This is a genomic window from Salinivibrio sp. EAGSL, from assembly GCF_013366455.1.
Classification (GTDB): Bacteria; Pseudomonadota; Gammaproteobacteria; order Enterobacterales; family Vibrionaceae; genus Salinivibrio; species Salinivibrio costicola.
In genome coordinates this window covers 167,060-190,941 of sequence record NZ_JABWMG010000003.1, presented here as the reverse complement: position 1 = coordinate 190,941, position 23,882 = coordinate 167,060, and the positions used below count along the sequence as shown (strand labels likewise).

The 23,882-nt window shown below is 50.1% G+C and carries 18 protein-coding genes, 1 tRNA gene and 2 pseudogenes; 7 read left to right on the top strand and 14 right to left on the bottom strand.

The window, feature by feature from the left end; genetic code table 11:
• Positions 1 to 191, top strand: a pseudogene (locus HLG76_RS03300) (IS110 family transposase); the annotation flags it as partial.
• A 29-nt stretch (positions 192 to 220) separates the two neighbouring features.
• Here the strand turns inward: HLG76_RS03300 and HLG76_RS03295 are convergent.
• Together HLG76_RS03295 and HLG76_RS03290 are read right to left on the bottom strand one after the other, a co-directional pair.
• Positions 221 to 670 carry a GyrI-like domain-containing protein gene (locus HLG76_RS03295; protein ID WP_061893179.1) on the bottom strand — a complete coding sequence of 150 codons (450 nt, stop codon included), beginning with the start codon at positions 668 to 670 and terminating at the stop codon, positions 221 to 223.
• Between the two features lie 81 nt (positions 671 to 751).
• Complete coding sequence (locus HLG76_RS03290) at positions 752 to 1,621, bottom strand: hypothetical protein (protein ID WP_175993049.1); 870 nt, start codon at positions 1,619 to 1,621, stop codon at positions 752 to 754.
• A gap of 342 nt (positions 1,622 to 1,963) precedes the next feature.
• Here HLG76_RS03290 and HLG76_RS03285 point away from each other — a divergent pair, with 342 nt between their 5' ends.
• The gene (locus tag HLG76_RS03285; protein WP_175993048.1) at positions 1,964 to 2,410 is read left to right on the top strand and encodes a phage integrase N-terminal SAM-like domain-containing protein; all 447 of its coding nucleotides are present in this window, start codon (positions 1,964 to 1,966) and stop codon (positions 2,408 to 2,410) included.
• A gap of 193 nt (positions 2,411 to 2,603) precedes the next feature.
• Here the strand turns inward: HLG76_RS03285 and HLG76_RS03280 are convergent.
• The 4 genes and pseudogenes from HLG76_RS03280 to HLG76_RS03265 form a co-directional block, all read right to left on the bottom strand.
• A tRNA-Ser gene (locus tag HLG76_RS03280) sits at positions 2,604 to 2,694 on the bottom strand.
• A 138-nt stretch (positions 2,695 to 2,832) separates the two neighbouring features.
• On the bottom strand, positions 2,833 to 4,035 hold the full coding sequence (fabV, locus tag HLG76_RS03275) for an enoyl-ACP reductase FabV (RefSeq protein ID WP_175993047.1): 1,203 nt from the start codon (positions 4,033 to 4,035) through the stop codon (positions 2,833 to 2,835).
• 212 nt (positions 4,036 to 4,247) lie between these two features.
• Positions 4,248 to 6,548 (bottom strand): acyl-CoA dehydrogenase, encoded by a 2,301-nt coding sequence (locus tag HLG76_RS03270; protein WP_077669750.1) that lies wholly within the window; start codon positions 6,546 to 6,548, stop codon positions 4,248 to 4,250.
• Between the two features lie 161 nt (positions 6,549 to 6,709).
• A pseudogene (locus tag HLG76_RS03265) lies at positions 6,710 to 7,392 on the bottom strand (TetR/AcrR family transcriptional regulator).
• A gap of 496 nt (positions 7,393 to 7,888) precedes the next feature.
• On the opposite strand from HLG76_RS03265, the gene HLG76_RS03260 reads away from it, so the two are divergent.
• Complete coding sequence (locus HLG76_RS03260) at positions 7,889 to 10,531, top strand: DUF2339 domain-containing protein (protein WP_175993046.1); 2,643 nt, start codon at positions 7,889 to 7,891, stop codon at positions 10,529 to 10,531.
• 318 nt (positions 10,532 to 10,849) lie between these two features.
• Here the strand turns inward: HLG76_RS03260 and HLG76_RS03255 are convergent, their stop codons facing one another.
• Complete coding sequence (locus tag HLG76_RS03255) at positions 10,850 to 11,704, bottom strand: SDR family oxidoreductase (RefSeq protein WP_175993045.1); 855 nt, start codon at positions 11,702 to 11,704, stop codon at positions 10,850 to 10,852.
• Positions 11,705 to 12,026: 322 nt separating this feature from the next.
• On the opposite strand from HLG76_RS03255, the gene HLG76_RS03250 reads away from it, so the two are divergent.
• Both HLG76_RS03250 and pyk read left to right on the top strand, forming a co-directional pair.
• Positions 12,027 to 12,881 carry a MurR/RpiR family transcriptional regulator gene (locus HLG76_RS03250; protein WP_021022372.1) on the top strand — a complete coding sequence of 285 codons (855 nt, stop codon included), beginning with the start codon at positions 12,027 to 12,029 and terminating at the stop codon, positions 12,879 to 12,881.
• 154 nt (positions 12,882 to 13,035) lie between these two features.
• Complete coding sequence (gene pyk, locus HLG76_RS03245; RefSeq protein WP_021022373.1) at positions 13,036 to 14,481, top strand: pyruvate kinase; 1,446 nt, start codon at positions 13,036 to 13,038, stop codon at positions 14,479 to 14,481.
• Positions 14,482 to 14,562: 81 nt separating this feature from the next.
• On the opposite strand, the gene HLG76_RS03240 is transcribed toward pyk, so the two are convergent.
• From HLG76_RS03240 to pspA, 7 genes are all read right to left on the bottom strand, one after another.
• Complete coding sequence (locus HLG76_RS03240) at positions 14,563 to 15,150, bottom strand: GNAT family N-acetyltransferase (protein ID WP_077669753.1); 588 nt, start codon at positions 15,148 to 15,150, stop codon at positions 14,563 to 14,565.
• 20 nt (positions 15,151 to 15,170) lie between these two features.
• The gene (gene tyrR / locus HLG76_RS03235) at positions 15,171 to 16,712 is read right to left on the bottom strand and encodes a transcriptional regulator TyrR (protein WP_077677569.1); all 1,542 of its coding nucleotides are present in this window, start codon (positions 16,710 to 16,712) and stop codon (positions 15,171 to 15,173) included.
• Between the two features lie 410 nt (positions 16,713 to 17,122).
• Complete coding sequence (locus HLG76_RS03230) at positions 17,123 to 18,157, bottom strand: YcjF family protein (RefSeq protein ID WP_077678805.1); 1,035 nt, start codon at positions 18,155 to 18,157, stop codon at positions 17,123 to 17,125.
• Between the two features lie 11 nt (positions 18,158 to 18,168).
• Positions 18,169 to 19,560 carry a YcjX family protein gene (locus HLG76_RS03225; protein ID WP_175993044.1) on the bottom strand — a complete coding sequence of 464 codons (1,392 nt, stop codon included), beginning with the start codon at positions 19,558 to 19,560 and terminating at the stop codon, positions 18,169 to 18,171.
• A gap of 90 nt (positions 19,561 to 19,650) precedes the next feature.
• The gene (gene pspC / locus HLG76_RS03220; protein ID WP_021022378.1) at positions 19,651 to 20,046 is read right to left on the bottom strand and encodes an envelope stress response membrane protein PspC; all 396 of its coding nucleotides are present in this window, start codon (positions 20,044 to 20,046) and stop codon (positions 19,651 to 19,653) included.
• Positions 20,043 to 20,273 carry an envelope stress response membrane protein PspB gene (gene pspB / locus HLG76_RS03215; RefSeq protein WP_021022379.1) on the bottom strand — a complete coding sequence of 77 codons (231 nt, stop codon included), beginning with the start codon at positions 20,271 to 20,273 and terminating at the stop codon, positions 20,043 to 20,045. Before pspB ends, pspC begins: the two co-directional genes overlap by 4 nt.
• Positions 20,274 to 20,294: 21 nt before the next feature.
• Positions 20,295 to 20,963, bottom strand: coding sequence for a phage shock protein PspA (pspA, locus tag HLG76_RS03210; protein WP_021022380.1), 669 nt, complete (start codon positions 20,961 to 20,963; stop codon positions 20,295 to 20,297).
• Between the two features lie 161 nt (positions 20,964 to 21,124).
• Here pspA and pspF point away from each other — a divergent pair, with 161 nt between their 5' ends.
• Both pspF and sapA read left to right on the top strand, forming a co-directional pair.
• Complete coding sequence (gene pspF / locus HLG76_RS03205) at positions 21,125 to 22,120, top strand: phage shock protein operon transcriptional activator (RefSeq protein ID WP_175993043.1); 996 nt, start codon at positions 21,125 to 21,127, stop codon at positions 22,118 to 22,120.
• 141 nt (positions 22,121 to 22,261) lie between these two features.
• Positions 22,262 to 23,881, top strand: coding sequence for an ABC transporter substrate-binding protein SapA (gene sapA / locus HLG76_RS03200; protein WP_077677567.1), 1,620 nt, complete (start codon positions 22,262 to 22,264; stop codon positions 23,879 to 23,881).
• Position 23,882: the final 1 nt, after the last annotated feature.

Sequence of the window (23,882 nt, the reverse complement as noted above, 5' to 3'; positions counted from 1 at the left end):
CCGTGTTGTATATGGCGATGATGTCTGCGATGCAATGTAATCCTGTTTTTAAAGCGACGTATACCCGATTAGTCGCCGCTGGAAAGCCGAAAAAAGTCGCCATTATTGCCTGTGTGCGCAAGATGGTAGTGATCTTAAATTCGATGCTCAGAGACGGCGTGATGTGGGATAAAAATCTCGCTAAAATTTAGGATTGACGACATACTCGTTTGTTATGTAACTATCTAACGGCAATAGAGATTTCTACAGAATTAGCACTTTTGTAATACTCAAAGTCTGTTGTATACGCTCGCTCGTGAGGACAGTGTTCAGAAGCAAAATAATTCCAAACCTCATTCCACAAATCGATAACTACTTGTGGCATTTCACCAGTCGCTGAAAAAGTCACGTACTTACCAGAGGAAACATTCGTTTTTACTGATTCTGACAATAATTGTGCTGATAATGTGTCCGAACAAGCGATAACATCGAAAGCTCCAGTAAAATCAGATTCATAGTTTGTGTATAAACCATACACTTTTGACTTGTCGGTTAACTTTGGAGCTGCATTTAAGTAAAATTTTTCCCAAAGATTTCCGATTTTTGCAGTCATAGGATTCATTTCATCTGCATTAGTCGTACGAACGACGAACCCCGTAACTTCAAAACCATTGATTTCACTGATGTTCATTTTTTCTCCTAGTTACATAACGCCTAGCATTTGCGGTTGGTTTGTAGCACAGCGGAAAACCAATCCGACAACATGCGCTTGTTACATTTCTGCCAACATAATTTCGGGAAAAATCTCCCGTTGCTCGTCAGACCCTATTTTATGATAAGTAAGACTTTCACCATCAGCTCCAACCTTGGTTACCAGCTTTGCTTGAAACAGATAGTCACCTTTTTCTCGAGTAACACTAGCAATTTGGGAGCCAACCAACTTAAGTTTGGATCTATTATCTTTACGAAAGCACACATTGAAATGGCCTTTCTTTGCAACAGACGGGTAGCACCAAGCATCTTGAAAGTCAGGCGGTAAATCAAAGTAGTCCTTAGTTATCGATTCGGAGATTCTGTACAGGTACTCTGTACCCACACCAACATCTCTTATGAACTCATGTTTCAAGAAATCCTGAATCATTTTGGATTTGAGTACTTCCTCTGCATTTAGCCCTTCAGTATTTGGCTGTGCCCCAATCATGGTGACATTAATTTGTTCCAGCGCTTCGTAGACAATAAGTGAAAACAGCTCACCATCTGGAATCTTCATTTCCTCTACTGCTACAAAAGGTGAAATAGGCGCTGTATACAACAAAGCTTCATTGTCTCGATTTAGCCTTCCCGCTTTCACAATATGTTCCGGAGGCTCCCAGCAATCAGACACCTTAGACATAGTTTGTAGCGGAATTTTTCTATCATCCTCAGGTAATGCCCGAACTCGGTAAAACCTTGTACCAGCAGGATAATTAGCATTCATAGGCATAAATACTGAAATATTGCCATGCGGTGTGCTAAAAGTAATCACATCAGCTATGGCTTTTTGGACTTCCTGGTATGACATTCGTTTGAAGTCTAAATCACGAAATTTACCAATCTTGTCGTGTAAATGCGCCGCATCAACGTACTTTAGAAAATCCTTCAAGTTGACCACTAATCCCTCTCAAGAAATGTAACATTGTATTAGTGCGCGTGCTCGATTTGTCAAACCCGTTATACGCGTCATTTTTTAACTAACTACTTATAATTAAACACATTTTTAGCGATTGAGGCAATCACTTTGCCTGCAAAAGTGTGCATGCCGCCTATCCCGGCCAAGGCGTTCACATTATCCCCAAAGGATAAATTGTAACCCTATGATTATATTGTATTAATATTTCCTCTTTCGGCGATAATGTGAATGTGCCTCGAAAAAGCGTGCACACCATTTGGCTTTCCTTACCAATAAGCTGTATGAATAAACAGTCTTAGAGGGAGGGAAAAGATCATGACCAAAAGTCCGTTTATGGCAAGCCTTCAGCACGAGATTAGGCGACGAGGCTATGCGATTAGAACCGAGAAAAGTTACTTGTACTGGGTTCGTCGATTTATCCTTTTCCATCACAAGCAACACCCTACAGAGCTCAGTGACGAGGATGTAAAAACGTTTCTGTCTTATTTGGCGAATGCGCAGCAAGTTTCACCAAACACACAAAAGGTTGCCCTCAATGCATTAGCCTTTCTTTACAACCAGTTTTTAAACCAACCGCTAGGTAAGATTGCGTTTAGTCCGTCCAAAAAATCGCCGCGAATTCCAATTGTGCTCAGTAAAGAAGAAGTTGCCAAAATTTTTACCTACCTTAACGCAAGAGATAAGCTGATTTGTGGGCTTATGTACGGCAGTGGCCTACGCATCAATGAGTGCTTGAGGTTACGCATTAAGGATTTGCTTTAACACCCACGCTACCGCCCTTTGGTTAGCGGCATCCAAAAGGCCTTACAGGGCAATTTTTTGCGGGCTAGGTTATCAGACGCTGGGCAGTGTGTTTAGGCAAAGGAGTCTAAAATGTTGGCGGGGTCAGAATTTAGAAGTTTTTGGGGGTATAAACGCAAAAAAGCCGCTGACTGAGCAGCGGCTTTTCTATATGTGGCGGAGAGATAGGGATTTGAACCCTAGAAGGGCTATTAACCCTTGCCGGTTTTCAAGACCGGTGCTTTCAACCACTCAGCCATCTCTCCGGAAAGCGGCGTATATTATTGGCTTAGGCTTCGCTTGTAAAGTAAAAAGCGACGATTTTGGTTTGTTTGGTTAGCTTTCGTGCAATAAAAAAGAGGCCAGCGTTTGGCTGACCTCTTTCGTCTGTTTTCTAAACAGTTTTAGATGTTTTCGACATCAAATTCTACCAATGGGCTCACGTCTGCGTCGTAGTCTACGCCGTCTACGCCAAAGCCAAATAGCTTCAAGAACTCGGCTTTGTATTCGTTGTAGTCGGTTAGCTCGGTGAGATTGTCAGTGGTGATTTGCGGCCACAAGTCGCGACAGTGCTGCTGAATGTCTTCGCGTAACTCTAGGTCGTCTAAACGCAAGCGACGCTCGCTATCAACGGCAGGCTCGCTGCCATCGGCTTGATAGAGGCGTTGAGTAAACATGCGATGGATTTGCTCCATGCAGCCTTCATGGACCCCTTCTTCGCGCATTTTTTTGAACACCATGGCGATATAAAGCGGCATAACGGGAATAGCCGAGCTTGCTTGGGTCACGACGCTTTTCAATACGGCGACGTTGGCGCTACCACCTTTGGTGGCAAGCGTCTGGTTTAGCTCGTTGGCGGCACGGTCTAAGTCCATTTTGGCTTTGCCTAGTGCCCCTTCCCAGTAAATTGGCCAAGTGAGCTCTGTGCCAATGTAGCTGTAGGCGACGGTTTTGCAGCCTTCGGCCAATACGCCGGCGTCATTGAGTGCGTTAATCCAAAGTTCCCAGTCTTCACCGCCCATGACAGTGACGGTGTCTTGGATCTCTTGCTCAGTAGCAGGCTCGACGCTCGCTTCGATAAGTTGATCTTTGTTGGTATCGACGGCGGTTGAGGTGTACGTCTCACCGATAGGTTTGAGTGATGAACGTACCAGCTCGCCGCTGTCAGGTAGCTTACGGACTGGCGAGGCCAGTGAGTAAACCACCATGTCGATTTGACCCAAGTCTTGTTTGATCAAATCGATGGTTTTTTGCTTGGCCTCGTGCGAGAAAGCATCGCCGTTCAGGCTTTTTGAATACAGGCCTTCTTGCTTGGCAAACTTGTCGAACGCGGCTGAGTTATACCAGCCTGCGGTGCCTGGCTTTTTCTCGGTGCCTGGCTTTTCGAAGAACACGCCTATGGTTGCTGCGCCGCCACCAAAGGCGGCTGCAATGCGTGAGGACAAGCCATAGCCGCTGGATGCACCCACGACCAACACACGTTTTGGCGCATTGGCAATCGGGCCTTGCGCTTTGGTGTAGTCAATTTGTTCTTTTACGTTCGCTTCACATCCCACTGGGTGGGTGGTTGTACAGATAAATCCGCGAATTTTAGGTTTGATGATCATATTCAACGTCCCTCACAAAATTGAGGCTAGGATAAATACTAACGCCTGCCTATGCATCCCCTTTTATGGAAAAAGGGCAAAAATACCCAGTGGTTGGAGGTGTTGCAGGCAAAAATAGTGGGCAAGATCGCAGTGTAAATCGGTTCCATGAGCGAGCCAACAAAAAAGCGTCTGCTCATCACAGACGCTTTTCATTAGCGTAATCACAGCATTTAAGCGGCTTTATTTGGGTTGGCTTTGTCGATAGCGCCCCCTTGTAACTGGTTTGAGGTAAACCAATCGGCCTCAAAGTCATCCACTTGTACGGCGTAAGCACGCAACGCATCGGCCTCAAGCAATTTTTCACGCGCATCGGCGGTGATAATATTTTGCTCTACCGCTTGTTGTGAGCGGTCGGCCAGGCTGGCTTTACCATTGATTTTCTTGGCTTTTACTGCCTTGATCAGGGCTTTTTCGGTATCACGACACGCCCACATGGCTGTGAAGGCGCGTTCCATTACCGCCACCGGATCGTCGGCTTTTTCCCCGACATAGCAAAGATGCGTCCAACGGTCGCGCTCTGCACTTGGGGTCATTAACTGCTCGGCGATTTGGTTAAGCAGTTTGTCGGACGGCATCGTATAACGCATGCCTAATGGGAACAGTAGCACCCGTAAACTACGACCCACGCCTTTGGCCGGGAAGTTGTTAAAGGCGCCATCAAAGGCTTTGGCACACTGGGCTAAGCAGTATTGCAGCGCATAGTGCACCATTGGCAGATCTTGGCTTGGACGCCCTTCATCTTCATAGCGCTTCAGGGTTGCCGATGCCATATAAAGGTGACTCAATACATCACCAAGGCGCGCTGAAAGCATTTCGCGGCGTTTTAGCTCACCGCCTAGTGACAACATCGCCACATCAGTGGTTACCGCCAGTGCACGACTCATGCGAGTCAAGTGGCGATAGTATTTGGCCGTTTCACCACTAACCGGTGCACGGTTAGTCAGCGAGCCGGTTAACGCATTCACTAACCCCATGATGCTGTTTTTAGTGGCATGACCAATGTGTTTAAACAGCAGGTTATCAAATGCTTGTGCGCCTTGCTCTTGGTCTGGGTTAGCCGCCGCTTCCATCTCTTTAAGTACATAAGGGTGGCAACGGGTCGCCCCTTGACCAAAGATCATCAGGTTGCGGGTAAGAATGTTCGCCCCTTCCACGGTGATCGCGACAGGAATACCAAAGTAATGGTGGCCAATGTAGTTGAGTGGCCCCAATTGAATGGCACGACCCGCGTGAATATCCATCGAATCGTTTAAGATGGTGCGCGCGATCTCGGTCATGTGGTATTTAGAAATGGCGGTGATGATCGCCGGTTTCTCACCTTGGTCAAGCGCGGTGGTGGTCAGGGTACGGGTCGATTCAATCAAGTAGTTCAACCCGCCCATGCGACCCAGTGCTTCGGCGACCCCTTCAAAGCGGCCAATATGCATACCAAACTGCTTACGTACATAGCTGTAAGCGCCTGTGGTGCGTGTGGCTAAGTGGCCGACCGCCGTGCCGAGCGCAGGCAGCGAGATCCCACGTCCGGCAGACAGGCATTCCACCAGCATACGCCAGCCTCGACCTACGTAGTCTTTCCCGCCGATGACCCAATCAATCGGAATAAAGACGTCTTCACCACGGGTGGTGCCATTCATGAAGGCCATATTGAGTGGGTTGTGGCGATCGCCAATTTCCACCCCTGGATGGTCTGCCGGGACCAAGGCACAGGTGATGCCGAGATCTTTTTTGTCACCCAACAACCCTTCAGGATCGCCGAGTTTGAAGGCAAGCCCAACGACACTGGCCACGGGGGCTAAGGTGATATAGCGCTTGTTCCAGCTTAAGCGGATCCCGAGAACCTCTTCGCCATTATGCTCACCCATGCAAATAACGCCATGGTCGGGAATGCTCCCTGCATCCGAGCCTGCTTCCGGGCCTGTGAGACCAAAGCAAGGCACTTCACGGCCATCGGCCAAACGTGGCAGCCAGTAATCGCGTTGTTCTTGGGTGCCGTAGTGCGTCAGTAGTTCACCTGGGCCCAGTGAGTTCGGCACCATTACAGTGACCGCCGCGCTTAAACTGCGCGTCGCAATGCGCGATACGATGGTGGAGTTGGCCAGCGCCGAGAACGCGAGGCCGCCGTATTCTTTGGGGATGATCAGCGAGAAAAAGCGTTCTTTCTTCAAATAATCCCACACCTCTTCCGGCAAATCTTTTTGCTCTTGCACGATTTTAAAATCGTCCAGCATGGCCAGTAAGGTATCGAGTTGGTTATCAATAAAAGCTTGTTCTTCAGCGGTGAGCGTTGGCTTGCCATAGCTGTGCAAGGTTTTCCAATCTGGCGATCCGGAAAAGAGTTCGCCATCCCACCAAACGCTGCCCGCTTCCATCGCTTCACGCTCTGTCGCTGATAAGGGTGGCAGCACCTTTTTGAAGAAAGTAAACGCTTTGTCACTAATCAGTGAACGACGTAATGAAGTTTGAGAGCTCATGATTCAGGTCCTTTTGTTGATCATGGTTGCACTCTTGTTGCTGTTATTGTGCGACCAGAACGGGTTTTACATTGCATTCCACGCATTGTCAGACATCGACAATAACGTGGGCGAATAAATGAGGGCTGGCTCCACGCCTACCACGCCCATACGTTGTTGCGCTAGTCGGCCTGCGATTCCGCCGCAAACGGAAGCACTTGGCCTTGCTGCATCACTGCTGGCTCGGCGTTCATCCCTGCTGCTAAATACGGGATGAGGCGGTCAACGATCGCTTCGGTGTCTAACGTGCGATCAAAATCATTTTCGGCAATATCACGGAGTGCCTCGCTCGATGCCATGGTGAAAATGGCAGCGCCGAGCGTAAAATGAATGTGCCAGAAGACGGCTTCGGGGGTGAGTGCCGGGTTGGCTTTGTGCACCGCTTGGTTAAACAAGGATAAAACGTGCTCATAGCGCGTGGTAATAAACCAACGCAAGTGCCCTTGCACATCGGTGTAGCCTCGACCAATTAATTGCATAAAGGTGGCCGCGCCATGAGGCCGGTATTGGTCAAGTGCGAGTACCGGCTGTTTGGCACAAGAAAACACTTGGGCCATCGTACATTCACGCTGGCTTAACAACGTTTGCAGTTGTTCGCCAAGTGCGGGCATAAATGCCTCGAGATAACGTCCAAGCACTGCGCGCACCAATGATTTTTTATCACCAAATGGTAATTCACCGAGGCAAGGTTAACCCCTGCTTTGCTGGTGATGGTGCGCAACGATGTTTCTTTAAAGCCATGCTCGGCGAAGAGCTGCTCCGCGGCATCCAGTATTTTCGCTTTGGTGTCGCCTCGTCCTGCCATTATTCATTCACCTGATTTAAACGCTTGTTTAACTTTATACCGACAAGCCTTATTTAACAAGTAAGAAACACCTATGTATCGCATGAGCAACATCACATTATTGAGTGATGACAAGGTGATCAGGCCATTACTGACGTTCAGCGCCCGTTTGTTGTCACCGTATAATGTTTGGTAAATGATCCGTCTGAGGCAGGAGGGGCAAGATGATATGTAACGTATTGAATATCAGAGACTAAGCCAGTAAGCCCGTACGGCCGCAAAAATAGGCGGCGCTTTTTTTATACCAATGTGGGAACCCATTCGCATTTTTGCTAGTCACACCTTGTGCCACTGCTTTTTCTAGAAGACTTTTCTTCTATGCCCACTTGCTCGTTGCTTGTGGGCTTTTTTATGCGCTTACTCCCAAATCTGGGCTCTTTTCGCCCGATTTCGATGATTTAATGTCTATCCACAGTAAAGTGTGTCTGCGTTCGCTAACAGATGTGGTCACCCTATTATGTATTTCACTTTTCTTGTCGCTATGGCGTTGATCATTATGGTCGGCAGTATTTGCGGCGTTGTTGCGATCATTAAAGTGAGTTCCTTGCGTCATGATCTTGAGGCGACCCAACATGCACTGAGGCAGTTGCGTCAGAGGCAAGAGACCACGACAAGTTCCAGCGAGAACCACACGTCATCAAGTATGCGTTCGAGCAATGAACCTTCAGTAAAGTCATCAACGGAATCGGATGCTTTAGAGGAAAACCGCGAGCATCATACTCTCCAGCCCACAGATGCCCCCCCTCTTCACGACGATAACGCCATGCGTGCCACCAAAGGACATGCGATGGCATGGCTTGAGCGCGCGAAACAGCAATGGCTGGTTTGGAGTGGCGCCGGCATTTTTACCCTCGGTGGACTTTTCTTAATTTCCTACCTGATCAGCGAAGGCTATTTTCCCCCTCTTGCCCGTCTTGGCTTGGGAGCGCTGTTTGGCGTCGGTTTGATTGTAAGCAGTGAGTGGTTGCACGATAAGTTGCGCTGTTATACGCAAATTGATTGGCCGAGCTATGTGCCCGCTGCCATTGCGAGTGCGGGCTTTATCAGCTTGTTTGGCCTGACCTTGATGGCGGCGACGCCCTATCAGTTTATTTCTGATCCTATCGCTGTTGTGATGCTGGCGCTGATCTCGCTCGCTGCGACCTTCTACGGGCTTAGGTTTGGCCCACTACTGACCGTAGTCGGGCTCATCGGTGCGTATGGCGCGCCACTGTTCTCTACCAGCGCCACCCCCAGCTACGGGTTGCTCGCCAGCTATTTTTTACTCGTCGCCGCCGCCATCACCTATGTGGCTCAACGTGTCGAGCGCCGATGGCTGTGGCATAGCTTGTGGGGGATGCATCTTGCTTGGCTATTTGCTTTTGCCCATTTTTCGGCGCCCCTGCTTATCGTCACTGGATTTGCTGTCGGCTCAGTCTACGTGCTGATTGCAGTACCAAGATTGGGTTGGTTGCTTAAACCAACATCTGACGGGCCACTATCTTGGCGTATTCTTGTTGATATTCGATCATGGCACCATCACGCACTCGACACCTGGCTGATGCTTGCCATTATGCTGATTGCATCAATGGCGGCATTTCCATTATCTATCACCGCTGGTATTCCATTGATCGCAGCACTAGTGGGGTGGCTTTACCTCGCTCCCCTATTCTCTGTGCGTTGGGGTGCTTGGCCTGCTCTGGGCTTAATTTGGGCCGCGCTTTGGCTACTGACAAGTGATCTTGATGGCTCTGCACTTGCCCAACATATGGGTTTAAGTATCGGTGTGTTTACCCTGTTATATAGTTTGGCCTTGGGTAAGCGTTCGCCAAAAAGCATTCACTTTATCTGGTTGGCGTGCCTAGCGACACCATTAATGGTGAGCCTAAACTCGGTAGTGACGGATCCGTTTTGGGGTGGGCAACCTCCTCACGCATATAGCACCCTATTATGGTCAGCATGTTTAGCCGGTGGCGCGGCGATATTAGCGGCATTTACTCGTTATTTTAAAGGAACAGACCAGACACAACATTTAGTCCGGTTAAGCCTATGGTGTGGGGTGAATGCACACCTTGCGCTTGCGCTGACCTTACTATTGAGCAATTACGCGCTAACCTTGGCGATCGCCCTTCAAGCCGTGGTGATGCTTTGGCTTACCCATAAATACAGGATTACACTCGCTGATTGGATTATTCAAGCCCTGGTCAGTATTGTGCTCGCTCGCGCGACCTTATTATTGCTCACAACCAATCACATGACATCGGTGCCCGATACACTGTGGCTTTATCCGTCGCTTAGTCTGTTGATTTATGGCAGTCAGCGTTGGGTACAAAGCCAAACACTGCCCGCTTGGCTCACGGGTGCCCAGTTACAGCTCATCGCACTGTGGCTGACCAGCACGACAATTTGGCTGTGTGATCTTCAAGGCCTTAGCGGTGTCATCTATTCCGTCTCAGGCGCTGTGGTAATGAGTATGAACTGGTCATTGTTAGCTTGTGTTTATCTTTATCGCTATCGCCTCGCGCAGACGTGCGCTTTTTTATACCGCTTTAGCGGGATAGCACTGCTGTCATTGAGCATACTCATCCAACTGATCCTGTTTGTCGACCACAATCCCTACTTTGAAGAGGTATCTATTGGTTATTCGCCACTTTCCAGTTTGCTCTGGCCTTGGTGGGGCGTCCCCTTGCTGGTTTGTCTTTGGCTGGGCCGAGAGGGATCCTCATCGAGCCTGGCGTTTAACGCGCGAGTACAACTGCTTACGGGTACCGCTGCGGCATTTTTTGGGTTCTTGCTCGTCAACGGATTAATCCGCCAAGCTTGGCAAGGTGACACCATTGTGCTTTCACTGCCAACATCAAACGCAGAGCTTTACACTTATTCATTGGTTTGGTTAGTAATTGGCAGCCTGACTCTGCTCGGTGGATACTGGCAACAATCGGTACGTGTGCAGCAAGGTGCCATGGCGACTTTGGCGTTAGTGATATTGAAAGTTTTCTTGGTTGATATGGCAAGTTTGGAGGGGCTAATGCGAGCTTTGTCCTTCATTGGCCTCGGGCTATGCTTAGTGGGTCTAGGTGGCTTATTCCAGTGGCTCAAACAACGCCAGTGGGCCGTGTAGTGCTACACCAATTACACGCAGGATAAATAATTTATATCTGTTTCAATTTAACGAGATGGCGGCGTTTATTGCCGCTAAGTTTGTGATAAGAATCACGAAATCGTCGCCCATTGACAAGATTTAGCGACTTTTTTAAATCATCAGGAACTTCTTGGTCATCGCCCAGTCCTAATGGGTGCATCGGTAAGAAATGCCTTGTCCCCCTCAGCGATTGAGGTGCATGATTCACCTTTCTTTCCGAACTGCTGCTGCTTTTTCTACTTACTTTAGAGTTTATTTGTCTCTACCTTTATTTTGCCCACCTTGTGTGGGCTTTTTTTATTTTGGTGCAGGGTCATCAGACGTTACCTGGCCATTGGCAATCATTTGATAGGGCGACGCATACCGTAAGGTGAGTCCCAGCTGCGCCAGCGTATGCGAGGCATCAATCCATTTTCCATCGCCAGCACTTGGGTGATACTCAGGTGGCGTTAATCCCATTTCACGTGCAGCCCAGCTGTAATAAACGCTTTTGGATGGATGAAGATCCGCACTCAAATGGAAAACATGTCCCCATTGGCGCTGATGAATCATTGCACTGATTGCAGCCATAACATCGCTACGATGGATAAGGTTAACCGGCTCGCTACCGCCAGACAGCCCTGTACGCCCTGACAACATGGTTGATGGGTGACGTTCACCGCCAATTAAACCTGCCAAGCGCAGCACACTGCCCCGCTCGCCATACACGCGATCAACATGGGCTTCAATGGCTTCATGCGCTTGACCGGATGCCGTTGTCGCGGCGGTCGGTGTCTGTTCTGTGACTTGTCCTTTAAGCTCTCCATACACAGACGTCGTGCTAATAAAGAGCACATGTTCAACGCCCGCTTGTGCCAGATGATCAATAAAGGCGGTCATCGCGCTGCGGTAGGCATCAAAATCGGCATTACGTCGCCCTGCCGCGATATTGATCACCACAATGTCGCAATCAAGCAATGGCTGCGCGTGGTGGTAATCGGGCGCCATGACATCAAAAGGCACCATTGGCGCACCTAGTGACTGGCTCCATGCTTGCGCTGCATCCGATTGGCGCTTGGTCCCCACCACCTGATGCCCTGCCGCTAGCAAGTGCGACGCAAGGGGGGTACCCAACCAACCACAACCACAAATTCCGACTTTCAATCCTGACACAAGCACTCCTTAGGGTTACGTAATTATTTTTCAATGTAATCGGCTTCACACCGCTTTTTGCCCCATTTTTGACCGATTATTTATTTCACGCTGTAAATATATTCCTTCATTGTGTAAGGAAATAACCAAAAGCGTGAATGGTGACAAAGTTTTCATTCTCAGATAGTCATAATAATGTCATTACAAAGCGTGAGACGATAGACTATTCATCATTAAACGGTGGTCAAAAACCGTGATGATTGACGTACTTAAACACTGCATTTTGTTCGCTCTCAGGGAGCGATAGTTTTTAATTTGGTCTTGAACGTAAGCGGTAACTCAGATGAATACTCTGGAAAAAATACAAAAAAATATTGAAAACTTCAGCAAATCTGAAAGAAAAGTTGCTGAAATTATTGTCGCCTCGCCTCAAACCGCTATCCACTCAAGCATTGCGACGTTAGCGAAAATGGCTGATGTGAGTGAGCCAACGGTGAATCGCTTTTGTCGTCGTTTAGACACCAAAGGATTTCCCGACTTTAAACTGCATTTAGCGCAGAGCTTGGCAAACGGTACGCCTTATGTGAACCGTAACGTTGAAGAGAACGACGGTGCCGATGCTTACACAGCCAAGATTTTCGAGTCAACCATGGCCTGTTTAGATGTGGCGAAGAACAGCATTGATACACACCAAATTAACCGTGCTGTTGATATGTTGACCCAAGCAAAGAAAATTTCTTTCTTTGGTTTGGGTGCGTCAGCGTCTGTTGCCCACGATGCGCAGAACAAGTTTTTCCGTTTTAACATCCCTGTCGTCTGCTTTAACGATATTGTGATGCAACGCATGAGCTGTATTAACTGCAATGACGGCGACGTGGTGGTGATGATCTCACACACAGGCCGGACCAAAAGCCTGGTCGACGTAGCGAACTTGGCCCGAGAAAATGGCGCCACCGTGATTGGTATTACCCAGCGCGATTCACCGCTCGATAAGGTTTGCTCGCACACCATTCAACTCGATGTCCCTGAAGATACCGATGAATACATGCCAATGGCAAGCCGCGTGGTGCAAATGACCGTCATCGACGTCTTGGCTACCGGTTTTACCCTACGCCGCGGCCCCGGCTTTAGAGATAACTTGAAACGTGTCAAAGAAGCCATTCGCGATTCACGTTTTCATAAAGAATCATTGACCTAATCCCGAGGAGTGCATGGCACTCCTTTTTTGTGTCATCTCGTTGATATTTTCCGTGCGCTACACTGATGTCAGCGTTTTATTGGTTTATTACTAAGCGGTGATGCTTGCCTTGTAACACGCTTCTTGCGCATCACCCTGTCTACAGGAGTTAATCATGTCTGCAAAATTGAGAAGAACGAAAATTGTCACCACCTTGGGCCCGGCAACGGATAAAGACAGTGTGTTAGAGGCCGTCATTCAGGCGGGTGCCAATGTCGTTCGCCTCAACTTCTCTCACGGCAGTGCAGAAGATCATATTAAGCGTGCCGAACAGGTGCGTGCTATCGCCGCACGATTGGGTCGCCATGTGGGGATTTTAGGCGATTTACAAGGCCCTAAGATTCGCGTATCCACGTTTAAAGACGGCGCTATTGTGCTTGCGGTGGGTGATAAATTTACCCTAGACAGCGATCTTTCTCCGGGAATGGGCGATCAAGACGCTGTGGGGCTGGACTACAAGGCGCTACCGCAAGATGTCACCCATGGCGACATTTTGCTGCTCGACGATGGCCGTGTACAGCTCAAAGTATTGGCCGTTGACGGCACCAAAGTGCACACCGAAGTCACGGTGGGCGGGAAGCTATCAAACAACAAAGGGATCAACAAGAAAGGCGGTGGCCTGTCTGCGCCTGCGTTGACCGAAAAAGATAAACAAGACATTCTCACCGCCGCCAAAATCAAGGTCGACTTTTTGGCTATCTCGTTCCCTCGCAACGGTCAAGACATGCATTATGCCCGCTCATTAGCACGCGAGGCTGGTCTGGATGCACGTTTGGTCGCCAAGGTTGAACGCGCAGAAACCGTGGTGAGCGATGCCAGTATTGATGACATTATCGAAGCGTCTGATGTGGTGATGGTGGCACGTGGCGATCTTGGCGTCGAAATTGGTGACCCTGAGTTAGTCGGGGTACAGAAACAATTGATCCGACGCGCACGCAGTATGAACCGCTTAGTGATCACTGCCACACAAATGATGGAGTCGATGATCACAGCCCCGATGCCAACCCGTGCAGAAGTGATGGATGTCGCTAACGCCGTGTTAGATGGTACCGACGCGGTAATGCTATCAGCAGAAACCGCAGCAGGACAGTATCCGGTTGAGACGGTACGCGCCATGGCAGAAGTGTGTGTCGGTGCGGAAAAAATGCCGTCGGTGAATGTGTCTAACCATCGCTTGGATCGTCAGTTTGATAGCCAAGAAGAGACGGTGTCGATGGCAACCATGTATGCGGCAAACCATATGAAAGGGATTAAAGCCATGGTGTCGCTGACTGAGTCAGGCCGCACCGCGTTGATGATGTCACGTATTTCATCGGGTAAGCCCATTTTCGCTTTGTCTCGCCATGAACAAACGCTGAATCGTGCAGCATTGTATCGCGGCGTCACCCCCGTGTATTTCGACAGCAACAGTGGTGCCGGTCCGCAAGTGGCCGAGCTTGCCCTGCAGACACTGAAAGCGGGTGGGTTTTTGAATGAAGGCGATCAGGTGATCATGACCCAAGGTGACCAAATGGAAGTGATTGGCTCAACCAATACGATGCGAGTCTTAACAGTGAAATAGCGAATGTCCATGAGGGCACGAGCAAAAACAGCAACGCAAAAGGCGATCGCAATCGATCGCCTTTTTTCATGGAACCTTCCTTTAGGACGACGATTTAGGGCGCCAGTGGGGATTAATATGTGCCATTAACAGGTGATCTTCCCATTGACCATTAATGAGCAGGTAATCCCGTGCTCGTCCTTCTCGTTCAAATCCAACGGCCTCTAACACCTTGGCACTGCGCGCATTGCATGGCATATAAGCGGCATTGACGCGGTGAATATGGATATTATCGAATAACCATTGATTGGTGGTCGCCAATGCGCGGCGCATAATGCCCTGCCCTTGTGCCGCTTGGTCTAACGAGTAACCGACGGTGCAAGAATACGAAGGATACTGCATCATGCTGGTATAAGAGATCACTCCCAATACCGTGGGAGAATCTTGCTTGGCAATTAAAAAATAATATGCCAGCTGATGCTTTTGTAACTCCATCAGCTGTAGCACCCGCCGTTTCCAGCCCTGCTCGGAGTAAAAGCCCGATGTTCGCGCCGGCTCCCAGGGGGCAAGAAAGGCACGATTGCGCTGAAAGTATTGCACAACTCGCATGACGTCTTCATGGCTGATGGCATCAATGCGCAGTTCATCCACGGATAATCGCGGCAAATCACTCACCGAGGGTTCGTACATAGTCACTGTCTTGGCCCGCGTTATTTCTTACCAATGCCATAGTCGCGCAGTTTATTGGCGATAGCGGTATGCGAGACATCCAGCCGCTTAGCCAGTTTACGCGTGGAAGGGTAGCTTCGGTACAAGTTATGCAATATGCCAGACTCATAACGCTTCATGATTTCGTCCAACGATCCATCAATCGACTCTTCGCTCATAAACTGAGTGTTTTCGATTTCTGGTAACTGCACATCGTCTATCGTCATCACGTCGGCATCGATTTGGGTCATCGCATGCAATAACACATTGCGAAGCTGGCGGATATTACCCGGCCATGCATAGTGGGTCAGGTAGTCTGCAAGCGCGTCATCGATGCTTGGCTTGGATTGGCCCAAATCGGCGGCAAATTGTTTAATAAATAGCTGCGCAAGTGGCATCACATCCGCAGAACGTTCTCTCAGCGGTGGAACCGTCAGCGATAAGACATTAAGGCGATAAAAGAGGTCTTCGCGGAATTGATGCGCGGCCACCAGCTCAGGTAAATTTTTCTGCGTTGAGCAAATCACCCGCACATCGACCTGCATTTCACGCTCTTCACCGACCCGACGGAAGGTGCCGTCTTGCATAAAGCGCAGCAGTTTTACCTGCAGGTGACGGCTCATTTCACCGACTTCATATAGGAAGACGGTGCCGCCGTCCGCTTGCTCTAAAATCCCTTTTTTCGCGCTACCGCCCTCTTCTGCGGCGGCCATGCCAAACAGCTCGGTTTCAGCGGCGTTATCAGGCATCGACACGCAGTTCACCAGCAAGAAGGGTTTGTCTGCCCGCAGTGAATGCCGATGGCAAGCGCGCGCAATCATCTCTTTGCCTGTTCCGGTTTCGCCTTGTACCAACAGTGGCGCGTCGAGCATCGCTAATTTTTTAGCTTGGCTCATCAGCTGCTTAAACTTGTTGGATTGGCCAACGAGGTGCTCAAAACCATGGTCGCTAGGCGTGCGGAAAACCGTTTGCGGGGTGTTATTCAGCGCCACTTGTTTCAGTTGGACCACGGCGCTCACGAGCACAGGCTGTTCGCTTTCATCGTTGATATGAACAGGCATCACTTCCATGAGGAAGTCGAGGCCAGCCATCACCACCATCCTACAGCTTTGGCTGGCTTCTTCTTTTTCCAGCCAATGGGCAAACTGAAAGTCAGGAAACACGGTGTTCGCATGCTCGTCGATAAGCTGATGCTCACTGGATCCAATCAGATCTTGTGCCGCTTTATTGGCCATATCGATGTAGCCGTCGAGGTTGATCGAGACCACAGGATCGGTCAGGCTTTCGACCAAGGCACGTAGCTCTTTATGCTCGCGCTCGGCAGGCAAAAACTGGACTTTGCGCACATCGGTGACCCCAGAAATCAGTCGAATTTCAGACATCAACTGACTAAAGGCTTCAAATTCAATTTCAGGGCAGTTCAGATAGATAATCCCGACTTGGTCGATTTCGATCCCGCGTAGATCAATATCGCGGCGAACCAGAATATCAAGCAGTTCGCGGGTCAGTCCGATCCTATCTTCACAACAGACTTTCAGTCTCATAATGGATTCCTGTAACGTGACAGTGATACCCAATACCGGCGCAGAACAAGATGGGATGAGGTGATTAAAACCTGCTCTGATCAAGACGTTACAAAAGCAATCGTCAGTATTTTTTCATGCGCCGGATTAGCTGTCAGGATAAGTTGACACTGAGGCGAAGTTTGAGCGGGTTAGGGTTAACAGTCAAGCCCTGATGCCATTTTTGCCTTGCGACATCACGTTTGTAGCACAGACTTTTGCCGTTTAAACTTTTGATTATATTATAAATAAAAACATAAGGTGACAGAGCGCAATGGGCTGCGATGTCACCAAGAGCCTGTTACTAAGAGCATGTTACCAAGAGCGTCACCAAGGGCGCCACCAAGGGCGTCACCAAGAACGTGTCACCACGCGTGCTACACGCATTCGCGTCAGTGGGGTGATTCGCCGGGGGTTGGGCTTTTACCCATTAGCCGTTTTACCAGCTCGCGCCGCAACTGTGACAAGCTCGGGGCCGCTTGCCCATGCCAAGGCAGTGGCCGCATCAGGGTCATGGTTTTTAATCCAAGGCGAGCCGTGAGCAAACCAATCCCCAACCCTTGGGCGACGCGACCAGAAACACGTCCAGCGAGGTTCACTGAAAGGACATCAAAGCCGACATCGGTCATGGCCTCACTCGCGCCGGCAAGCGCCATGTTGGTGAGAACCATTTTAAGTAAACTCAATCGGGCTTTGACCCCAAGTTGAATGCCATACACGTTGGCAATCTTGGTCATTAAATGAAAATTTCGCCACGCAACCAGTAACATATCGGCGGCCGCCAATGGGCTAACGGCCACCATTAAGGCCGCCTCTTGCGAGTGTTTCGTCACCAAGGCGCGCGCTGCCTTATCTTGAGCGCTGAGTACCTGTTGCTCATAAAGGCCTAAAATTTCGCTGTCGTTATGGGTTGCCGTGATCGCTTGCTGCCACTGTGTAAAAGCTGGACGTTGTACTTGTCCGGTTTGCTCCGCTAACTGACGACAAAAGTGTTCGCCCTGCCCGACCGCATCACTGGCCAGCAGTTGCTCAGCCTGTTGGCGGACAGCATCGCGTTGCAGCAAACGACGCATCGCGCGCCATTCTTTACCCAGCATCACCAATCCAGTCGTGGCGATGGCGATCAACAAACCTTGCCAGCCAAGGCTAAGCCAATCTTGCGTTAGCCAGCTTTGATACACACTGTCAGCGGATTGCCACAATGCCAGTAGCATGGTTGCCAACATAAGAAATGGCCACACTCGGCGTCGCTTGCGTGACGAGGGGGCGAGCGTTGCATCAAGCGAGGCTTCCCATTCATCACTCGCCGCCGGCGTAAAATCATGGTCCGATTCAAACGTGGTGCCTTGTTGTATCCGGCTATCTAATGCCGTCTGGTCTATCTCGGCATCCTGTGCAAAGGTTTGTTTTGGCTTGTATTGGGTCATGACTACCTCATTTATCGAAATTTGTCGCCAAGCAAATAATCCAAGGCTTTATCCATGCGGATATGTGGCAAGGGGGCATCGAGCGGCGCGGGTTGCGGACGAAACGACGGGAAGTCAAACCCTTGATCCTGCCAGAAGGCATCTTCCGGTAACTGAGCCGGTACCTCTCCCGGGTATAACGTCACTGGGCTGTTATCGGCCAAATGGCCTTTTAACGCGCTTTGGGTGCTGCCTTTTACCGAGACATAGCCCGGTGTGGTTGCTTCAATCGCGGCGACACTTTGACAGCGCATATCAATGCCTTCAAACGCCGCCTGTTGCCATGCTTGATGAACAATTTGTTGCAACAGGCTCACCAAGTTTGGATGTTGCTCGGGGGTCACATGATCGGCTTTGGTGGCGGCAAACAACACTTTATCGATACGGGGCGAAAACAGCCGTTTGAGTAACCCTGACTTGCCGTATTTAAAGCTTTGCATGAGCTGCTCAACGGCGAGGCGCATATCGTGAAACGCAGCGGGCCCAGCGTTCAACGGTTGTAAGGTGTCGACCAAGATGACTTGGCGATCAATTTTGGCAAAGTGTTCGCGGTAGAAATGGGCAACCACATGTTCACAGTAATAGTCGTAGCGTGCTTTGAGTACCCCATAGTTGGAGTTTTTCCCTGCTTTGGCCAAATCCTGTTCATTGTCCGAGCCAACCCAAGGAAAGAACTGCACCACAGGTGCACCAGCCAGTTCCCCGGGAAGCACAAACCGGCCAGGTTGCACCCAATGCAGCCCGCCATGTGCTTTACACTGGTGTAAAAAGGCCGTGTAGTCGGCAGCAATCTCAGCCAGCTTTTTTTCATCTGCAGGTGCAAACGGGTCGAGTGCCGCGGCTTTGGTTGTCCACGTGCCAGCAAGCTCGCCACGACGCCCGGTCAATAATCCCGACTGTTTAGCTGACCATTGCGAGTAGGTTTGACTCAACAAGGGTAAATCGAGCAGCCACTCTCCGGGATAGTCAATAATATCAACGTACAAGGTCGCCATGTCGTTAATCGCTCTCAGTGCGGCAGACTGGGGTCGATACCGCACGGCTAGGCGTACTTCACTGACATCACGCGTGGGTGACGGCCACGCCGGCGGAGTACTATGTAGCGCCTGCATGGCAGAGTCGTAATCAAACGCGGGCAAGTGCATATGTGGATGTGGCTCTCGACGCGCCCCTAATCCACGTCCCTGCTGCACCAGTTGCATTAACGGCAAATTAGGCTCGGTCCCCAAATGCGTCAGCTGGTTAATGAGTGAGGTAATAAAGGCCGTTTTTCCCGCACGCGAGAGGCCAGTGACCGCAAGACGAACATGACGGTCAGCGCCTCGGCTGGCCCACTGCTTTACGCGCCTTTTCACTGATGGCATAAGTTTTTATGGCTCCTTGATCAGCCAAGCTGCCTACGACAGGCAGCCGCTGTGCATGGTTAAATGCGTGTTCTGATAAGTTGAGGCGGATTATAGCTTTTTAAACGCTTGATCAACGTTAAACGCTGATGATGTCACATAGGCTTCCATCTGAGTGATCTTGTCTTCCATTTGCGTGAACTCGCCGTTGAGATCACGGATCAGTTGGCTGGCTGACTTGCCCGACTGCCATGGCTTTTGTTTCACCTGATGCGCTGGCGCCGCCTGAGCCGGCTCAACCGTTTCGTGTTCTTGCGCCGGTTTTTTATCTAAGATCAGCACGGCGGCGATGTAGGCCACCACCACAAAAAAACCGAAGCCGAGCAAAAACGCGGAGACCGTCAGGATCCGCACTAACCAGGTTTCCATCCCAAAGTGGTTGGCAAGGCCGGCGCACACACCGGCAATGCGGCCGTTGTCTGGATCTCGATATAAGGTTCCCCTCATGCGCGTTGCCTCCATTGTGGCGCTTCAGCATCAAGCAAGCGCTCTAAGTTATCCACACGGGCTTGCAGTTTTTCAGCGCGCTGAGCCAGCTGCTGTAACGTTTCGTAATCTTGCCCACTTAAGCCCTGCTCAACTTGGCGTTTACTGCGGTAATGCAGCAACAGCCATAGCGGGGCGACGAACAGTAAAAATATCGCCAGTGGAAAGCCAAGAAATAGTGATGACATGTCCGCTCCTCGTCGTATTGGTTATGATTGATTATCTTTCATTTTGGCTTTTAAAGACGCCAACTCTTTCTCAATTTCGTCTTGGGCTTGAAGATCCGCGAACTCGTCGTCTAGTCCTTTGCCTTTGCCAACTTGATAACTGTCGGCTTCCGCTTCAAGTTCGTCAATACGGCGCTCGTATTGTTCAAATTTCGCCATTGCTTCGTCCGCACGACCACTGCCGAGGTGACGACGTACATCACGACGATTGCCCGCAGTCTCACGGCGAATGCTCAGCGATTGCTGACGTGCCCGCGTTTCGCTCAGCTTGGTCTCAAGCGCTGCAATTTCACCACTCAGTTTTTCAACGCTTTCCGCAATTAAACTCAGCTCTTCATCGAGTGCGACTTTCACATCATGCGCTTTCTGTTTTTCGATCAATGCAGCGCGCGCGAGATCTTCACGATCTTTTTGCAGCGCTAGCGAGGCTTTTTCCTGCCAGTCTTGAATTTGGCGTTCGATGTTTTCAATCTTACGCGCGACTTCTTTTTTATCTGCCAGCGCTTTCGCTGATGATGTCCGCACCTCTACCAAGGTGTCTTCCATTTCTTGAATGATCAAACGGATCATTTTTTGTGGATCTTCCGCCTTATCGAGCAAGGCATTGACGTTGGCATTGACGATATCTGCAAAACGAGAAAAGATTCCCATCACTGACTCCTTCTATTTGTTCAAGTTTGTTTAAACCTGCTCACACTTATTCAAACGGTATGCCAACTTTTTATGCACTATTTTTCAATCGGTTAAAAGCAGTTGCGTCGGCCTTCTAAACCGTTCATGATGAATAAAACCACTATTTGGTAAAAATCGCCATGCGAGAACAAGATAACTTACTGGGGGAGTCCGACCGTTTTTTAGCCGTGTTAGACCATGTTAGTCGGCTGGCCCCGCTCAACCGTCCGGTTCTGATTATGGGTGAGCGCGGCACCGGGAAAGAGTTAATCGCGCAGCGTCTTCATTACCTCTCAACCCGTTGGTCACAACCGCTTGTGAGCTTGAACTGTGCGGCGCTAAGCGAGGGGCTGATCGATTCTGAGCTCTTTGGCCATGAGGCCGGTGCTTTTACCAGTGCCAAAGGCCGACATGCGGGCCGATTTGAGCGCGCTGAGGGCGGAACTCTATTCTTGGACGAGATTGCTACCGCGCCTCAGGGCGTTCAGGAAAAGTTACTCCGTGTGATTGAGTATGGCGAATATGAACGTGTTGGCGGCACCACGCCTTTGCGCGCAGATGTTCGGCTGGTGTGCGCCACCAATGAAGATCTACCCGCGCTTGCGCAAGACAACCAATTTCGTCCTGATCTGCTGGACCGGCTCGCCTTCGACGTTATCCATCTTCCCCCGCTTCGCGAGCGCCAGCAGGATATCTTGATCATGGCCGAGCACTTTGCCATGAAAATGGCGGTTGAGCTCGGTTATCCATTATTTGCGGGCTTTTCGCAACCGGCCCAAGCACAATTGCTAACACACTCCTGGCCAGGTAATGTGCGAGAGCTGAAAAATGCAGTTGAGCGGGCGCTCTCTCGCCATAATGATGCCACCACACCCATCGATACGATTTGTCTTGACCCATTTTCACCGCCTTGGCAGTCTCAGCAATCCACACATGCTCCTTCAGCGGTCAAAGGTTCACTGCCAGCCTTTCCTCTTGATCTGCGTGAGTGGCAAACCACACAAGAACGCGATTTGGTCACAGCGGCGTTGTCGCAAGCCAACTATCATCAGAGGAAGGCCGCGCAGTTACTCGGCCTAAGCTACCATCAATTCAGGGGGCTGTTGCGCAAGCATAACGTGGGACAAGATAACTAATCTTGTGGTTGCTCAACCTTTATCGGCACAGGGACAACTCACGGACACAGAAACGCAAGATAACCCTTACTTTACTTGGTGGTAAGACCGTTTCGGTGGTAGATTACGGGATTCATTTTGATAGCTGATTTTACTTGGTTTATGCGCGTTTTTTTCCAGTTTTTGATCCTGGGCGTGAGCGGTCTGCTTCTCGCAGGTTGTGATGCGGCTAACGATCAACGTGCGGCCGACAACCGTGGTTTTGTGTTTTGTGGCCCAGGCCAACCGAACACATTTAACCCTCAGTTGACCGATGGCGGCCTGACCGCAGACACCTTATCGAGCCAGCTGTACGATCGCCTGCTTCAGCTGAACCCTGACACCTACCAACCCGAGCCCATGCTCGCGAAAAGTTGGGAGGTCAGTGATGACGGTAAAACCTATACCTTTGTGCTCCGTCGTGGTGTGGCTTTTCATCGCAGTGTGACCTTTACGCCGTCTCGTTACCTCAATGCTGAGGACGTTGTTTTCTCTTTTCGGCGCTTGATTAACCCCCGTCACCCTTTTCATCGCATTTCTGGCGGCCAATATCCATGGTTCGATAGCATGGATTTTTCAAGTTTAGTCTCGAGTGTCAAAGCGACCGATACCTATCGTGTGCAATTTACCCTCTCGCGACCCGATGTGTCGTTTCTTTCTACACTGGCCACCAAATTTTCGGTGATTCTTTCAAAAGAATATGCCAACCAATTATTAGCCGCCGGTACACCGGAAAAGATCGACGCCTACCCGGTTGGCACTGGCCCGTTTGCTATGGCTGAGTATCAGCCTCGTGAATTAATTCGTCTGCGCCGCCACTGGCAATATTGGCAAGGTCCCGCCCCGATGGAGCAGGTGGTCTTTGATATTTCAACCCGAGGGACTGGCACCTTGGCAAAAATGCTGACGGGTGAATGTGATGTGCTCGCCTCTCCCGTTGCCAGTCAGTTACCCGTCGTGGTGAATGATCCGCGCTTTCGTTTATCATCTCAAACGGGGATGAACGTGGCGTTTATTGCGCTCAACACCCGCCATCCAGCGCTTTCGCAGGTGGCGGTTCGTCAGGCGATCAATCTGGCGATTAATCGCGGCGCCTTACTAAGCTCGGTGTACTATGGCACAGGCACACCTGCCACCAGCTTGTTGCCGCCGATGTCCTGGGCGTATGACCCTAATCAGCAAAGCCAACATGATCCCAAGCTCGCAGCGGCTCTGCTCGCCAAAGCCGGGTATCGCCATGGGTTCAGTGTTGATTTAACGGTGCCATTAAAGCCCACGGCGTTTAATCCAAGTCCGCGTAAAACCGCCGAACTGATCCAGGCCGATCTGGGAGAAATTGGCATAGACGTAAATATCATTCCAGAAAAAACCGTTAACCGCGCATCGATTCGGGAAGGCGATGACAGTCACGGTATGGTGCTTACCGGTTGGGTGGCCGATAATGGGGATCCTGATGCTTTTTTACGCCCATTACTGACTTGCAATGCCAAGTTCACGGGGTGGAATATCGCCAATTGGTGTAACCGCTTTTTCGATCAAACCTTAAATGAGGCAATTGCGACAGACAATATGGCCATGCGCAAAACCTTATACCAGGACGCACAAACCATTCTTGACCGTCGGATGCCGGTGGTGCCACTTGCCCATGGTATTCAACACCAAGTCCGTGATGCACATTTAACCGGGCTCACGATGACCCCCTTTGGGGCAGACAGTTTTGCTGATGTGTCACGGGAGCGCTAAA

Excerpts from the sequence above, each read along its gene's own strand:
- HLG76_RS03260 (WP_175993046.1), top strand. The coding sequence starts at position 7,889 with ATGTATTTCACTTTTCTTGTCGCTATGGCGTTGATCATTATGGTCGGC.
- pspA (WP_021022380.1), bottom strand. The coding sequence starts at position 20,963 with ATGGGAATCTTTTCTCGTTTTGCAGATATCGTCAATGCCAACGTCAAT.
- fabV (WP_175993047.1), bottom strand. The coding sequence starts at position 4,035 with ATGATCATCAAACCTAAAATTCGCGGATTTATCTGTACAACCACCCAC.
- tyrR (WP_077677569.1), bottom strand. The coding sequence starts at position 16,712 with ATGAGACTGAAAGTCTGTTGTGAAGATAGGATCGGACTGACCCGCGAA.
- pspB (WP_021022379.1), bottom strand. The coding sequence starts at position 20,273 with ATGTCATCACTATTTCTTGGCTTTCCACTGGCGATATTTTTACTGTTC.
- sapA (WP_077677567.1), top strand. The coding sequence starts at position 22,262 with ATGCGCGTTTTTTTCCAGTTTTTGATCCTGGGCGTGAGCGGTCTGCTT.
- HLG76_RS03270 (WP_077669750.1), bottom strand. The coding sequence starts at position 6,548 with ATGAGCTCTCAAACTTCATTACGTCGTTCACTGATTAGTGACAAAGCG.
- HLG76_RS03230 (WP_077678805.1), bottom strand. The coding sequence starts at position 18,157 with ATGACCCAATACAAGCCAAAACAAACCTTTGCACAGGATGCCGAGATA.
- HLG76_RS03295 (WP_061893179.1), bottom strand. The coding sequence starts at position 670 with ATGAACATCAGTGAAATCAATGGTTTTGAAGTTACGGGGTTCGTCGTT.
- pspC (WP_021022378.1), bottom strand. The coding sequence starts at position 20,046 with ATGAGGGGAACCTTATATCGAGATCCAGACAACGGCCGCATTGCCGGT.
- HLG76_RS03225 (WP_175993044.1), bottom strand. The coding sequence starts at position 19,560 with ATGCCATCAGTGAAAAGGCGCGTAAAGCAGTGGGCCAGCCGAGGCGCT.
- HLG76_RS03240 (WP_077669753.1), bottom strand. The coding sequence starts at position 15,150 with ATGTACGAACCCTCGGTGAGTGATTTGCCGCGATTATCCGTGGATGAA.
- HLG76_RS03250 (WP_021022372.1), top strand. The coding sequence starts at position 12,027 with ATGAATACTCTGGAAAAAATACAAAAAAATATTGAAAACTTCAGCAAA.
- pspF (WP_175993043.1), top strand. The coding sequence starts at position 21,125 with ATGCGAGAACAAGATAACTTACTGGGGGAGTCCGACCGTTTTTTAGCC.
- pyk (WP_021022373.1), top strand. The coding sequence starts at position 13,036 with ATGTCTGCAAAATTGAGAAGAACGAAAATTGTCACCACCTTGGGCCCG.
- HLG76_RS03285 (WP_175993048.1), top strand. The coding sequence starts at position 1,964 with ATGACCAAAAGTCCGTTTATGGCAAGCCTTCAGCACGAGATTAGGCGA.